Genomic DNA, 15471 nt, shown 5'->3' with positions numbered 1-15471 from the left:
ATTACTTTTCACCTACTGATGCGGCTGATATCTCAATTTTAGTAGACGTATCAGCTTCAACTTGATCTAGTGCTTTGGTCTTTTTAATGCGATAGCGCTTGTCAAGCATACTCAATAATCCACCTAAAGCCATAATAATTGCGCCTAACCAAATCCAGCGAATCAGCGGCTTCACATAGATACGTACGGCCCATTGATTGCTGTTCTCAGCGATAGGCTCACCAAGTGCTACGTATAAATCACGCATGAGACTAGCATCAATAGCAGCCTCGGTTATCGGCATCATACTGATAATATAGGTGCGTTTTTCAGGGTATAAAGTGGCGACCTCGCGACCCTCTTTCGTTATCTCAACTTGTGCTCGCGTACCATCAAAGTTACTTTCTTTAACTTCTTTAAAGTCAACAAGTTTGAAGTCGTAACCTTGTACATTGACTGTATCGCCAGGTGCCATCGCCACATCGCGCTCAATACTTAAGCTACTGGTAAACGCCACCCCAATAACTGCTATTAAGACACCAATATGTGCGGTTTGTTGACCCCAATAGCTGAGACGTAATTGACCCAAACCGCTAAATATATTGACCGAGTTTTTAGTCTTATCTCTAAAATCAACCACCATCCAAAACAGTACCCAAAAGCTAACCGCTAAAGTGACACCAATATTAAGCATAGATGATGGATTGACAAAGTAGGTGATAATTGCGGCTAACACCAAGCTAGCGACTGCTATAACCATTCCAACGCCTAATAAGGGACGGCTATCTTTTTTCCAGCGAATATTTGAACCCATACCCATCGCTATTAATAACAGCCACGTTAAGGGTACAAACAATGCATTAAAGTAAGGGGGGCCTACCGATACCTGGCCTAAATCAAAGGCGTCGGCAATAATTGGATAAAGCGTACCGAGCAGCACTACTAATGTCGAAATCAAAATGATGGCGTTGTTGATTACTAAAAAAGACTCACGTGAAATCAGCTGATATTGACTCTCAACGGTCAAACGCCAACCGCGAACGGCAAACATTAATAAGCCGCTACCGATGATAATGCCAAGAATAGCTAAGATGACCAAACCACGCGTCGGGTCAGCTGCGAACGAATGCACCGAGGTAAGAACTCCAGAGCGCACAAGGAACGTGCCAAGCAAACTTAATGCAAAGGCAAAAATAGCCAGCATAATGGTCCAAGCTTTAAAGACTCCTCGTTTTTCGGTGACTGCTAAAGAATGCAATAATGCCAATCCAACAAGCCATGGCATAAACGAAGCGTTCTCTACCGGATCCCAAAACCACCAACCGCCCCAACCAAGCTCGTAATAGGCCCACCATGATCCTAAAGCAATACCGACTGTCAGAAAGCCCCAAGCGGCTAGCGCCCATGGTCGTGACCAGCGTGTCCAAGCAGCATCTAAACGCCCTTCCCACAATGCCGCCATACAAAAAGCAAAAGGTACTACCATACCGACATAGCCCATATATAGCATGGGTGGATGAATGATTAGACCAAAATCTTGTAGGACAGGATTTAAATCAGCGCCATCGACTGCTAGATTGGGTAAGGTGCGCTCAAATGGTGACGAGGTAAATATCAGCATTGTTAGCATCATTAACTGCACACCGGCCAAAATCACTAATACCCGCGCGCGCATTGATAATGGTAGACCACGGCTAAAATAAGATACCAGTGCACACCATGTCGCCATGATGGTCATCCACAGCAGCAAAGAACCTTCATGTCCACCCCATGTCGCCGATAACTTGTAGTACCAAGGCAACAGAGTATTGGAATGCTGAGTGACATAAACTAGGCTGAAATCGTTGTAATAAAAGCCTGCCATTAAAGCGCCAAATGACGTTATCATAGCGGCAAACTGTGCCCAAGCAAGGCTTGGGGCTAAACGCTGCCAGGCCACTCGATTACGCATAACACCAACGGTTGGTAGAACCACTTGCAATATTGCCAACACAAAAGCAATCAGCAAGGCAAAATAACCTAATTCTGTAATTAACATACGGTCTAACCTTGTTCGCTTTAGTACAGTCACAGCTTACTGTGGCTAGCGCAATTTATAATATTAAAAGCATCCAAAATCTATAGCCAGTTATCGCCAATGGATCCTATAGACTTTCATTTAACTACTTTAGAAGGAGTTACCAGTGGAGGCGCGCCTTTAAAGCGCAGTAAACGCAGCGCATTGAGAGTGACGAGCACTGTTGCGCCAGCATCAGCCAGCACCGCAATCCATAGCCCAGTAATGCCGAATACGGTGGTGATTAGAAAAATGCTTTTAAGCCCTAATGAGAAAATGACGTTTTGATGAATATTGCGCATCGTTGCGCGCGACAGTGCAATCAGATGAGCCATGTCCGTGACCCGGCTTTTCAATAAGGCGATGTCGGCTGTTTCAATGGCCACATCAGTACCGCCACCCATCGCGATGCCGACATCAGCAGTTGCTAGCGCGGGCGCATCATTGATACCATCACCTACCATCGCTATTTTGCGATTATTCTTCATCTCGTTAAGCAGGCGCAGTTTATCTTCGGGCAACAGCTCCGCTTTCCACTCAATATCTAAATTACTGGCAAGCGCCTGAGCGGTTAAGCGGTTGTCGCCTGTCAGCATAACGGCGTTCACACCCATCGCTTTGAGCTGAGCCACCCCTTCATGAGCGTCGTCTCTTAACTCGTCTCGTAGGGCAATCAGTCCAAGCGCTGCTCGACTTTGCTCATCGAATAGAACTGAGACCGTCTTACCTTGATTTTGCAGCGCCTCAATTTGAGCCTGTTGTTCAACTGAAATTACCGCCTCATCAGCGGCATAGACGGGCGAGCCGATAGCTAGCGTGCGGCCTGACACAGTCGCATGCACCGCTTTACCCGCAGTAGTGGAAGCTTTAGAGGCCACAGGTATGACCACATTAGCAGCTTCAGCATGACTGACAATAGCTTCAGCAAGCGGGTGACTAGAACCGGTTTCCACACTGGCGAAGAGCGCCAATACCTTATCTTTACCTTGAGAACCCGCATACTCTTGAGTAAAGGCAATAATGTCAGTAACGCGTGGCTTACCCTCAGTTAAGGTGCCGGTTTTATCAAAAGCGACTGTCTCCACTTTGCCGATGGTTTCTAAAGCACTACCCCCTTTAATCAGCAATCCGCGGCGCGCACCGACCGCCAGACCAGAAGCAATAGCAGCTGGTGTTGAGAGCACAAGGGCACAGGGACAGGCAATTAGCAACAGTGCCAAACCGCGATACAACCAAGTTCCCCAATCGCCGCCCATGGCTAACGGTGGCACGACGATAATTAATGCGGCAATAGCCATCACTGCTGGAGTGTAATAGCGACTAAACTTTTCAATGAAACGGGCGGTAGGCGCTTTAGAAGCTTGTGCTTGCTCTACCAGTTCAATAATTTTTGCAATCGTATTATCGGCAGCCGTTTTCTCCACCCGTACTTGTAACACGCCATCGATATTAATCGACCCTGCAAATACATTGTCACCCGTTGTCTTGGCAACAGGGACCGACTCTCCGGTCACAGGCGAGTCATCTAGGCTAGATGCACCTTGAACAATCTCGCCATCGGCAGATACTCTATCGCCAGGACGGACGAGCACAAGATCATTCACTTGTAGTGAGGATGCTGGAACGTCACGTTGCCCCCCTTGCGCATCGAGTAAAATTGCAGTCTTTGGAACCAGCGATGCCAAGGCTCTGATACCAGCGCGAGCACGATCAGCAGCAATACTTTCAAACAGCTCACCAATCGAAAATAAGAAAACTACCGCTGCGGCCTCTTCAGCCTCACCAATGATAAGGGCACCAAGCACGGCGACGGACATCAGCGTTTCAATGGAAAAAGGTGAACCCGACTTAGCCAGTGCCACCGCTTTGCGCACAAATGGAAAGACGCCCACGATCACGGCGATGGCAAATATCCATACCCCGTAAGCGGGGAAAAGTAATGACAATAGGTAAGCACCGCCCATCAGAACACCGAGACCAACAACCTGTTTGCCTTTTTGAGTTTGCCACCAACGCTGACGTTGCGAGGTCAACGGATTGTCGCTGTCAATATCAATAGCCGATACAGTCTGTTGGCCTGTATTAGCAGAGATGCCAAACCCTAGGCTTTTAATGGTTTTTTCGATATCACTGACCTGAGTTATAGCCTCAGGGTCTAGCGTCAACTCTAGTGATTCTGTAGCAAAATTTAGCTTAATATCAGAAACCCCAGGCATACGTATCAAGGCTGTTTCAATCTTGCCGATGCAACTTGCACAGTCCATACCTTCAATACGATATTTCATAATATTCTGCCTTTCAAATAGTGTTATTATGAACCCTCTAGTAGGTTCAGAGTCAAGGGCTGTATCTACAGATTTATGAGTTTTATTTCTCCAACATCAAGCTTAAAAGTCACTTCAACGTTCTGAACCATCGAGGTTATTATGTTAATCAAAATTGGTGAGCTTGCTAAACGCACAGGTGCCACAGTAGAGACCATTCGCTATTATGAAAAAGAGCGTTTATTACCTGGGCCTGCTCGCAGCGAAGGAAACTATCGTTTATATAATGAGGAGCACATGGATCGTCTACAATTCATCCTACATTGCCGTATGCTTGACATGGCTTTAGATAAAGTGCGACTCTTACTTGATTTTTGGGAATCTCCTAGCGAGGACTGTGGCGATGTGAATACCTTGCTAGATGAGCAAATTCACGCCGTGGAAATACGGATGAAAGAGCTGACGCACTTAAAACAGCATCTCACGGTTTTACGTCATAAATGCACCAGCAGTGTACCAACGACATCCTGTGGCATACTCAATGCCCTTGCTGATAACTCTTGTCATTAATAGCATCTATTTTTACTAGTCAAATTCTGAAAGATTGAAAATGGCATAATAGCAAGCACAAAAAAACCCAGCAATGATAGTAAAATCACGACTGAGCTGGAGAAAAATCATAACTATGCTGCGTTAATTTATTAGGACTGTGTTGACTTATTAAATCTTATTTGTCAGCCATAGCAAGGTAGATGCCACGGTCCGATGCATCATCAACGAATTTTGAATCGCGCCATGTCGTATAAGCATAGACACCGCTGTATGGGCTGATGCCATTCTGACGAAAATCAGAAATCCAATTGGTACCATCAAAGATTTGGATATGACCATGCGGACGCTTTGATGAGCGATCATAGACGATAACGTCACCTACTTGGGTCGGCATGTCATTGCTGATTTTGCTGAAACCTGCTTTATCAAGTGTGCCACGAGTAGCATACTGATAGGCTGAAGGGTTCGGTGTAAACTCGTAACCTGCAGATTGTAGCGCTTTACGTACATAGCGGGCACAATATCCAGAGCTGCCAGATAAAGCGACTCGTGAAGCACGAGCGGCGGCGCGAGCAGGTGCTGAATTGCTATCAGGAACCGTATTGACTTGCTGCTGTTGTTCAGCATATAAGCGGCTGTTTAATGATGAAAGCTGATTCTCTTTTTGCTGGGCCTGCGCACTTAGATTGCTAATTGCTTGACTGATTTCGTCATTATTTGAGACATAAGCACCGCTTTTTGTGCTATAGAGGTTCTTTGATGAACCGTAGTTTGATGCTACAGAAGTATTAGTGATAGTATTATTGGTTTGAGAGATTGTTATAGCAGCACCACTCGTTTGTGCTATGCCCATACCCAGTGCTGATAAAATCAATAAAGCCTGTTTCATAAAGTTACTACCTAAGGTTGATACAAAATAGCCTGTCATCAATAACAGAGCAGTCAATTAAATTTCAACAACTCAAGCATATACACGTCATAGTGAGTAATACTTATGCTGCAAAATGCTTATCTAAAGCAGTTAGTAGTGCTGGCAACCTTGTTAAAGTCTTATGAAGCTATTGAAAATCAGGTGGTTAGCCAAAACACAAAGCCGACTTTAGCATAGGCTATAAGACATGTCACCACTAATAAAAATCTCAAAAACACTCTTGTATTACTGATGAGATGACCGAAGACCCCTATTTTACAATGTAAGTTTGTGTATCTTTTAAGAGATATAGCTAACCAATTCGATATGTTTTTTATTATTTTATGAGCAAAAAAAACGTCTGATTGTTAAATCCAAATTATGGATTTAACAATCAGACGTTTTTTTATTAGGTGAAGCAATCATGCTACATAGAGTTTAACCAATTATTATGATTATATAATATATTTATAGTGTAAATTTGAATCTTAATTCCCTACTGGCTTATGTAATATTACGTAATTGTTACGATACATCGTGTATTTCCTTGTATTAATTTCTTAGTAGTTAGCTACTCTGAAGGTAAATAGTCGATAAAACAGCTTACATTGTCATCAAAAGTTACAAATTCGAAGTTATTTTTGGCTTTTAAAGTCTCAGTAGCTAACGAATTTTTTGATAAATAGTTATTTTTATAAGCAATAGAACAGTCTTATACCTTTCTTATTTGCTCTTAACGCTAACACTATAGTCAATTATTCTTATTTTCGAACATCTTATAGTTGCTGTTCTACAGATTCAATATCAACATAAACTTGGGTCGTTCCGTCTTTATTAAGCTGCATGATCTGATAAGGCATGAATTTATTTTGATACTCCATACCTGGGCTACCTACAGGCATACCGGGCACAGCAAGACCCATTGCTTGTACTGGCGGATTTTCTAAAAATTGCTCCATATATTTAGCGGGTACATGACCTTCAAAGACATAGTCATCAGTAGTGACTACCGTATGGCAAGAACGCATCTCAGTTGGCACTTTGTAGCGGTCTTTAAGGGATGACAAGTCTTTTGGGTGCTCAGCCGTCGAGCTCAATCCATTACTTTGTGTATGGTCAATCCACCCCTTACAGCAACCACAATTGGCATCTTTATAAACCGTCGCTGAGACGTTTTTAAGTAAATCTGGATTACTTACTGGTGTTGTGATCATAGGGGCACTTTCAATTTTCGATTCAGCTTTCTCTAAAGCAATAGCCGCTGAATTTTCGGTTGGTACTGGTGTTGAGCTTGCATCAGATACGCCACTATTCGATTGATTACAAGCAAATAGTGATGTGGCGGCAAGTAATACCAGCGTACCACGCAACCCTTTAGACAAGTGACGATCAAACATAAGTCTATATTTTAGTTTTAAGATTGTCATAATGCTCTCTTATATATTGTGAATATTGTAAGCCATATAAGGCTAAGTGACCCTTCATATCGTTTGATAATGTAGCATAATAACCCATCAAATAAGGTATGCAAATTTATCCATTGAGTAGTGCGGACTGGTATTATAGGCAGATTTTATTTTGAAGTACTGTCTGTAGTAATAAAGAGTCTATCTAAGTCTTAGATTTTGACTGAGAATTTAAGACTCATATTTTTGGATAATTTGCGATGCGCCTGTCTACTATTAATCTACAAAAGCGTCTGAATACTAAGTCAAAGCCGCTGCCACTATTGCTTATGCTGACAACAGCCTGGCTTGCAGGGGCTGTTTTCTTATTAGCGCTAGCACCTTATGGGTTCTGGCCGCTAGCAATAGTGTCACCAGCGATTTTATATTCGCTATTAGTACCACAGATGAGTGGTCGCCGCGCTTTTATTATTGGTGAAGCTTACGGTATGGGACTATGGTGTGTCGGTGGCTTTTGGTTATATACAGCCATCCATGATTATAGCGATACCCCGACGTGGCTTGCGTTGATTCTGATTGCGTTGATGGGTCTCGGTATGGGGCTGTTTCATGGCTTTTTAGCACTAATCTTTAACCGAATGGTAGGCAAACAACCCTTTTCCTTTGCTGCGCTTTGGGTGTTACAAGAATGGCTAAAGACTTGGCTGTTCACAGGCTTTCCGTGGCTGTTTATTGGTTATGCATTTACTGAAGAGTACTGGTTGTCGTCCTTAGCACCTATTGCTGGTGTTTTTGCCGTCTCTTTTGTTGCCATACTATTGGCTGCAAGTTTAGTGGAACTACTGCGTCGGCGCAGTAGTTATATCGTCGTTTCTGTAATGTTATTAGCCATTAGCACATCACTATGGCTAATCAATCCACAATGGACGAAACCTAAGGGCACACCTGATCTGTCTGTTTCATTGATTCAAGGCAATATTTCACAAGATATAAAGTGGCTGACTCAATATCAAGTAGAAACCCTAAAGATTTATGCAAAATTAACGCGCACTGAGTGGGGACGTGATGTTGTGGTATGGCCTGAATCATCTATTCCGATGTTTCAGGATGAGGCTACCGGCTTTATTAGTGAAATGGTAGAAATGGCTAATACAACTAATACGACATGGATAACCGGTATTCCTTATAAGGATAAAGCGGCTTTCAATGCTAGTACTGATGCCAATACTGACAACTATCCTCCATTTTATAATAGCGTGATGGCTTTGGGCGCAGAAGCCGATGGTCTCTACAAGAAGCAGCGCCTGGTACCGTTTGGGGAATATATTCCATTCGAAGGCGTGCTTGATGTTTTCCCTAATCTGGCTGGTAGTCAGGATATTAAGAGCTATAGCCGCGGGAGTGATCAACAATCACCGCTGCAGGTACGTGGACATACTATAGGTACGGCTATCTGTTATGAGGTCGCCTATCCAGATACCACGCGCAAAAACGCAATGAATACTGACTTTTTATTAACGGTCTCTAACGATGCCTGGTTTGGCACTTCAGCAGGCCCATTGCAACATTTGCAGATGGTACAAATGCGTGCGCTTGAGAATGGTCGCTGGTTTATACGTGCGACCAATACTGGCGTTACCGCTATTATCAACCACAAAGGACGTATCGTAAAACGCGCACCACAGTTTGAGCGTACTGTATTGCGCGGTGAAATACAGGCACGGGTTGGCAACACCCCCTTCATGATTATGGGTAATTACCCTATTTTGATAATAATAGCGCTGCTATTACTTCTAAGCTATCTTGGCAGGCGTTCAAAATCAACAAGAGATTGAAAGAGTATTTTTCATACTAAAAACTTATCTGAAGTAGTAAACGAAAAATAAAAACGTCTTAAAGGGTACTATTTTATTATGTTAGAGGTACTGTTACTAGCGCTAGCGCTAGCACTGGCTGCGGATGCGTTTGCCGCATCAGTCGGTATTGGCTCCACTCACAGGGTCGACTCTAAGCCGCAGTTTATAAAAATGACCTTACTGGTTGGTTTATATTTTAGGGTTGCTCAAGGAGTGATGCCGCTGATTGGTTATGTGCTTGGCTCTACCATGCTAGGCTGGTTTGCGGAAGGGGCGGCTTGGATTGCTTTTGTCATACTAGTAGTGCTTGGGATCAAGATGCTCTATGAGTCGCGTTCCGTTAACGATGATGATACTCGGATCAATTTAAGTCATAAAACATTACTGTCGTTGGCGATTGCCACCAGCCTTGATGCGATGGGCGCAGGATTAACTTTAAATCTATTACCAGTCAATGCTTATTTAGCATGTTTGATCATTGCACTCACGACAGCTATGTTAAGTGTTTTAGGCGCTTATATAGGACGTAAATCAGGAACATGGCTGGGTAGTTGGGCAGAAGCGCTAGGGGGTTTGGTTTTGATAGCCATTGGTAGTGAATATGGTGGTTTAAAGACAGTCTTATATTTAGGAGTTACAGCGACTAATTAAAAAGATGGATATGCCGCCATTTCATCTTGAAAGGTACACTGCTATGTACACTGAGCTGCTATAAGTAATTTTTACTACCGATACCAATAGCCTACAGCCTAGTATTCAAGTCCTCACTAGGGTACCGCTATTGTTCTCACAATATAAGCAAACCTATCTCAATATTTTGTTGATCCATCAATACTTATCGTTTCTAAATCCCAAGCTTTATAGTACAAAGAGGGTTAATACCTAGCCATCAACAACGCTACCTTAACCTCAAAATAATATTTATCTTTGATAGTAATACTCACTTTACCTTTATGAGCATTAGCGATGGCCTGCACGATAGACAATCCCAATCCTGTACCTGCATACTTATGACTAGTCTTATCATGACGATAGAATCGCTCGAATAATTTATCAGCCTCTCTCTGATCTAATGGTTTGTCTAAACGATTGGTCATCGTTATCCTTAACCATTGCTGCTTTGAGGGTCGAACCTCGTCTTTAGTCACATTAAGTGAGGTGGTTGAGGTGAGGGCGGTAGCGGATATCATGATAGTACTATCACTAGCTGCATAATAAATGGCATTTGATATCAGGTTGGCAAACAGCCGTTGCAATAATCCTTCATCACCCAACACCATTTCAAAATCACCCGATTTCTCAAAAGTTATCCCTCGATCTTCTGCAATCATTTCATAGTAATCAACAAGCTTGGTGATTAAACCATCCGTATCCACGTGACTGATTTGCGAGTGACTTAACCCTTTCTGGGTTTTTGCCAGTAGCAGCATATTGTTAATCATGGCGGATAACTGCTCTAACGTATCATGCTGATGATGTAGCTGCTCGATATATTCGTCGCCTTCTCTTGGCTTAGTTAACATGACCTGCGTTTGTGTACTCAGCGTCGCTATTGGCGTACGTAGCTCATGAGCGATATTGTCTGAAAACCGTGATAATGATTCAAAGTTACTTTCAAGCTTGACCATCATCGAATTGTAAGACTCTGCTAGTGGCCGCAGCTCTAACGGCATATCGCCAACCGACACTCTCTCATCTAACCTTTGCAGGTTTATGCCTTTCATTTTTTGTACGATAGTGGCCAGAGGCGCAAACCCCCAATACACACTTAATGCCGCTACTGAAACCAACAACAAGGTGATGGCTGTGAGTATCAAGCTCAGCTGGCGATTAAACTGGAGAAGATATTGATGATGCACATCGGTAGGTAGGGCAATAAACGCCAAAATCTCTTGATTTGGAATAATAATGGCTCGGTAATGCCTATTGTTTATCTTGATCATAAACTGCTGATCGTGATGTTCCTGCCATAATGATAACAAGCTAAAATCGGCTGGCAAATTATGAATGAAGTTACTGGGGTCACTGGATAATAACTTGCCTTTTTTATCTGCTACTAAGGTTTTTAAATCATAATCCAGCCAAGAGGAATGCAAGTGATTGTCATCAATGAGTGATTGGGACTTTGACACAGTAGACTTTGATACTGTGAATGGTTCTATAGGCTCGTTAACACTAACCATGCGTTTACGCAGATTAAAAGCCGCATGGGTAATAATCTCTGAGTCCATTTGCTCAAAGTGTCCACTCACAGAGCGCTGCACCCACGCATAGATGATGACCTGAGAGATAATAACGAAGACTGTCAATAAGGAAATCGTTCGCCATAGCAGTGACCAGCGCCGATTTCTGAGTGTATGGTTCATGCTATTTAGAATCGTCTCCGTCCGCATCACTTTGGACCTCAGTAGCCAGCGCCTCTAATCGATAGCCCATTCCACGCACAGTATGAATAAGCTTTGCTTCATGATCATCGTCTATTTTTATACGAAGACGCCTGATCGCCACATCAATCACATTGGTATCGTTATCAAAATTCACATCCCATACTTGGGAGGCGATCACGGTACGTGGTAGCACTTCACCTCGGCGCTCTAATAAAAACTGTAGTAAGGAAAACTCTTTTGCCGTGAGCTTAATAGGCTTGCCGCCTCTATGTACCGTGCGCTTGGCAATATCCATCTTGAGATCTGCTATTTGCAGGATCGTACTTTGATAATCGGCTTGATTGGCGCGTCGTAACAGACTCTTTATTCTGACGATCAATTCTGCAAACGCAAAAGGCTTAGTCAAATAATCATCGCCTCCAATCTCAATCCCTTTTATCTTATCGCTTAAGTCATCTTTTGCTGTCAAAAATAGCACAGGTGTTTGCTTACCCGCTGCTCGGTAATTGCGCACCAGCTCAAAGCCACTAACATCAGGCAGCATCACATCCATTAGGATCACGCTAAATTCTTCAGTCATCAATGCATGATAGCCATCTAGACCGGTTAGGTGATGATCAACAATAAACCCAGCTTCGGTTAAGCCTTTTTTTATATACTCGCCAAGCTTCAACTCATCTTCTACCAGTAGGACTTTCATTGTAATTTCTCAGTACGATTATGATTGTTTAACGTTTTAACCAGCACAGATGACAACATTGACTGGTAACTGACAAAGATGTCATGTGCTCGTAATCAGATTGTCAGTCTTCTTTTGCTAATCTATATGAATGAGACATAGTTGCTTGTTCCTAATATCTGACGGCTATGAACTATTCTTACAGGTCATTAATTTAATGACCTAATAACTTAAATGCCTAACAACTTGCAAAAGAGGTTTTATATGAAAATTCATGGTTCATTCAAAAAAGCAGCACTGCTGTCGGTATCTGTACTTATCGGTATTACCACTGCTAACGCGCACACTACTGATCTAAGTACGTCCATCATCGATAACTGTGACGCTGTTACTGACTTTGCAAAAAACTTGGATCATAACGATGCCCAGCTTTCTAACGCCCAAATGAAAAGCTATATCGATGCGAGAATGGCTTGTGAGATTGAACACAAAGATCAGCACCTACAGTCTGAAAAATATTTCATTAACCAATATGGTAGCGATAAGTAATATCAGCGTTAACGTCATACTAAAGGATTGCTGACAACATTAAAAACCATAAATAGCAAGATGACAGAATTGTAATCTTGCAGTCATCTCTCTGTCAGAATCAATAAAGTATGCTTTAGAGTAACTTACCACTGTAAAGTCTTTTCGACTTCATACCAAATCATATAAGGATTTACCATGTCGCTATTCAAATCAAGATCATTATTCACATCAATGCCACTGTCTAAATCAATCGTAGCAACTGTCATAGCATTGGTCGTTTCAACCTCTGCTATGGCACACGATCCTAAGATGCATGCTGAAAAAGACCAAATGAACTGTGAAAAAATGGAAAAGCACATGCAGATGATGGGCAAAATGGATCATAGCAAAATGGATATGAACGATCCTGCTATGAAAGCCATGATGACCAACATGAGCAAAATGAAAGCGATGTATCAAAAGCACTGTGTTGCTAGCAAAAGTGACTCTTAAACATTGATCTTATAGAAGTTGATCGCAGAGATTTAATATTATTGTTAGATGGTTTTGTCGAGCCGTAGTTAGGTATTAACAAAAATGGATTTTTAGGACAAACCTATGAAGTTTTTACTAGGAATACTGTTTACTGTCTTTGTCGCTATTGTGGGCATTTTTATTGTGGTGACCAGTGGCGTGATAAATATCGGCGCTGATCAAGCCCATAGTCCGCTGGTTTACAATTTTTTAGAAACGGCACGTACGCGTTCAATAGCAAATGCTAGTAAGGACATTGCGGTTCCAAACTTAGAAAAGACAGAAATGATCAGCTCGGGCGGGGCAGACTACAAGGATATGTGTGCAGGCTGTCACTTATCTCCTGGGGTAGAAAGTACCGATTTTAGTGCAAGTTTATATCCAAAGCCGCCTAGCTTCACCAGTGCTGCATTGGTTGAACGATATAAAACCGATGCCGGTGCTCAGCAAGCCTTTTGGGCCATCAAACACGGCATTATGGCATCAGGCATGCCCGCATGGGGTGCTTCGCATGATGACGATAGGATGTGGGCAATGGTCGCTTTTATCAGATCGTTACCTGAATTAAATGAAAACCAATACACCATGCTGACGACTAGGATAGACGATGATATGTTGGACATGTCATTTGATGGTGAGATGGATATGTCCGGTGATGGATCGGGCATGCAGCATTGATTTTTTGTAAGAGAGGCAGTGCTCAATAGTACTGCTTTTTGCGATTGTCATTTTAAGTGATACCAGTATTACATGACTCAGTAATACGGCTTTGATTTTTATAAATTTGATCGTCAGATAGACGCCTAGGAGTGGTTTTATGAGACGCTATACTAATAGATTTATTAATGCACATCATCAGATATCTGGTCGTGTGCTCTCAGCGATCGTGGTATTGCCATTATCGTTAACGATTGTCGCTTGTAGTCAACCTAACGCCACTGCTGCTGACGCAACACCAGCGACTGAGCCATCTATCACTACACAAAAAACCGAGTTAGTAGAGCAACCACAAGTCGAAATAACACCTGTCAGTGTTCATTCAGATACCCAATCAACTATTTTGCGAAATGTGTCAGCCACCGTCTATAAAGACGCCAACTGTGGTTGCTGTAAAGAGTGGGTCAGCCACGCAGAAGACAATGGGTTAAGCGCAGTTGCCCATGATGTTGCCGACGTATCTTTGTTTAAGGATCGTTATGGTGTACCACAGCAAATGCGCTCTTGTCATACTACCGTGACGACTGATGGCTTTGTCTTTGAAGGCCATGTCCCTGCTAAGCACATAGCGCAGTTCTTGAAAAACCCGCCAAGTGATGCCATTGGTCTTGCCGTACCTGGTATGCCAGTTGGTAGCCCTGGTATGGAGTATCAAGATAAATTTATGCCGTATAAAGTGATGCAGCTTAACAAAGATGGCACCACAGAAGTTTATGCCACTATTGAGTCTCCTCAGCAGCAGATATAGTTTGATTAAAACATTACATAGCTCATTCTGCTTTATCAAAATCTGCCAGATATAGAGAGCCAACACTCATTTCATGGATTAAGTTAGGTAAATTATTATGAACAAGAATATGTTCAATCGCAGGCGTTTCTTAACAGGGTCTTCTACTTTATTAGGGGCATCCATGCTATCTACGCTGCCGTCTATTGCCAATAGTGCCCTCGGTAATGGGCAACAAAATGTAGCCGTCAACAGTGATAAAGCTGACCATATCGTACCCATCCTAACCGGTACAGAGTTTGATTTATACGTCAGTAAACAGTCCGCTATTGTGAATGGTAAAAAGAGCATGGCGACACTGATTAATGACTCGCTACCAGCACCGACGCTAAAGATGCGTGAAGGCGATACCGTAGTGATACGTGTTCATAATCAGATGGATGAATCGACCTCTATCCATTGGCATGGTTTGCTCGTTCCATTTGAGATGGATGGGGTGCCGGGTATTAGCTTTGACGGTATTCCTGCGAACAGTACTTTTACTTATAAATTCAAACTCAAACAATCAGGCACCTATTGGTATCACTCACACAGTGGGTTCCAAGAGCAAACCGGTATGCTCGGCGCTATCGTCATTGAACCCAAAGGGCGTGAGCGTCATCCAATTGAGGAAGACCATGTTATTGTGCTCAGTGATTGGACCAGCCGCAACCCGCATAATCTACTGAAGCTGCTCAAACAGCGTGCAGATTTTGACAATTATCATCTGCCAGATTTCAAGAAGCTGCTGGCCGATATTGCAGCAACAGATATAGAAGCCGCTCACGACAAGCGAAAAATGTGGAATCAAATGCGCATGATGCCGACAGATTTCACCGATCTATCTGGTGAAAA

13 protein-coding genes and 1 pseudogene are annotated in these 15471 nt (G+C 42.9%); 8 read left to right on the top strand and 6 right to left on the bottom strand.

All coding sequences use genetic code 11. The features are described 5' to 3' along the window. Position 1: 1 nt before the first annotated feature. Positions 2 to 2017 carry a heme lyase CcmF/NrfE family subunit gene (locus tag DFP82_RS13400; protein WP_110924228.1) on the bottom strand — a complete coding sequence of 672 codons (2016 nt, stop codon included), beginning with the start codon at positions 2015 to 2017 and terminating at the stop codon, positions 2 to 4. A 116-nt stretch (positions 2018 to 2133) separates the two neighbouring features. After that, positions 2134 to 4320: a heavy metal translocating P-type ATPase gene (locus tag DFP82_RS13395; protein ID WP_110924227.1), complete on the bottom strand. Its 2187-nt coding sequence runs from the start codon at positions 4318 to 4320 to the stop codon at positions 2134 to 2136. Between the two features lie 141 nt (positions 4321 to 4461). Between DFP82_RS13395 and cadR the strand changes: the two genes are divergently transcribed. Continuing rightward, positions 4462 to 4869, top strand: a complete 408-nt coding sequence (gene cadR, locus DFP82_RS13390) for a Cd(II)/Pb(II)-responsive transcriptional regulator (RefSeq protein WP_110924226.1) — start codon at positions 4462 to 4464, stop codon at positions 4867 to 4869. 157 nt (positions 4870 to 5026) lie between these two features. On the opposite strand, the gene DFP82_RS13385 is transcribed toward cadR, so the two are convergent. Together DFP82_RS13385 and DFP82_RS13380 are read right to left on the bottom strand one after the other, a co-directional pair. Continuing rightward, positions 5027 to 5740 (bottom strand): CHAP domain-containing protein, encoded by a 714-nt coding sequence (locus DFP82_RS13385; RefSeq protein ID WP_110924225.1) that lies wholly within the window; start codon positions 5738 to 5740, stop codon positions 5027 to 5029. 797 nt (positions 5741 to 6537) lie between these two features. Then, positions 6538 to 7188 (bottom strand): DUF411 domain-containing protein, encoded by a 651-nt coding sequence (locus tag DFP82_RS13380; protein WP_110924224.1) that lies wholly within the window; start codon positions 7186 to 7188, stop codon positions 6538 to 6540. Positions 7189 to 7427: 239 nt separating this feature from the next. Between DFP82_RS13380 and lnt the strand changes: the two genes are divergently transcribed. Together lnt and DFP82_RS13370 are read left to right on the top strand one after the other, a co-directional pair. Further along, on the top strand, positions 7428 to 9002 hold the full coding sequence (gene lnt / locus DFP82_RS13375) for an apolipoprotein N-acyltransferase (RefSeq protein ID WP_110924223.1): 1575 nt from the start codon (positions 7428 to 7430) through the stop codon (positions 9000 to 9002). 78 nt (positions 9003 to 9080) lie between these two features. Next, positions 9081 to 9636 (top strand): annotated as a pseudogene (locus tag DFP82_RS13370) (manganese efflux pump MntP). Between the two features lie 262 nt (positions 9637 to 9898). Here DFP82_RS13370 and DFP82_RS13365 read toward each other — a convergent pair. Together DFP82_RS13365 and DFP82_RS13360 are read right to left on the bottom strand one after the other, a co-directional pair. Then, positions 9899 to 11389, bottom strand: a complete 1491-nt coding sequence (locus DFP82_RS13365; protein ID WP_110924221.1) for an ATP-binding protein — start codon at positions 11387 to 11389, stop codon at positions 9899 to 9901. A gap of 1 nt (position 11390) precedes the next feature. Then, complete coding sequence (locus DFP82_RS13360; protein ID WP_110924220.1) at positions 11391 to 12110, bottom strand: heavy metal response regulator transcription factor; 720 nt, start codon at positions 12108 to 12110, stop codon at positions 11391 to 11393. Positions 12111 to 12353: 243 nt separating this feature from the next. Between DFP82_RS13360 and DFP82_RS13355 the strand changes: the two genes are divergently transcribed. From DFP82_RS13355 to DFP82_RS13335, 5 genes are all read left to right on the top strand, one after another. Next, complete coding sequence (locus DFP82_RS13355; RefSeq protein ID WP_110924219.1) at positions 12354 to 12638, top strand: hypothetical protein; 285 nt, start codon at positions 12354 to 12356, stop codon at positions 12636 to 12638. 177 nt (positions 12639 to 12815) lie between these two features. Then, positions 12816 to 13112, top strand: a complete 297-nt coding sequence (locus tag DFP82_RS13350) for a hypothetical protein (protein WP_245905728.1) — start codon at positions 12816 to 12818, stop codon at positions 13110 to 13112. Between the two features lie 105 nt (positions 13113 to 13217). Next, positions 13218 to 13811 carry a c-type cytochrome gene (locus DFP82_RS13345; protein ID WP_110924218.1) on the top strand — a complete coding sequence of 198 codons (594 nt, stop codon included), beginning with the start codon at positions 13218 to 13220 and terminating at the stop codon, positions 13809 to 13811. Between the two features lie 139 nt (positions 13812 to 13950). After that, complete coding sequence (locus DFP82_RS13340) at positions 13951 to 14598, top strand: DUF411 domain-containing protein (RefSeq protein ID WP_110924217.1); 648 nt, start codon at positions 13951 to 13953, stop codon at positions 14596 to 14598. 97 nt (positions 14599 to 14695) lie between these two features. Then, a partial coding sequence (locus DFP82_RS13335; RefSeq protein WP_181416328.1) for a multicopper oxidase domain-containing protein occupies positions 14696 to 15471 on the top strand: 776 nt, incomplete at its 3' end.

The organism is Psychrobacter fozii, from assembly GCF_003217155.1.
GTDB lineage: Bacteria > Pseudomonadota > Gammaproteobacteria > Pseudomonadales > Moraxellaceae > Psychrobacter > Psychrobacter fozii.
This window is presented reverse-complemented; position numbering and strand designations above follow the sequence as displayed.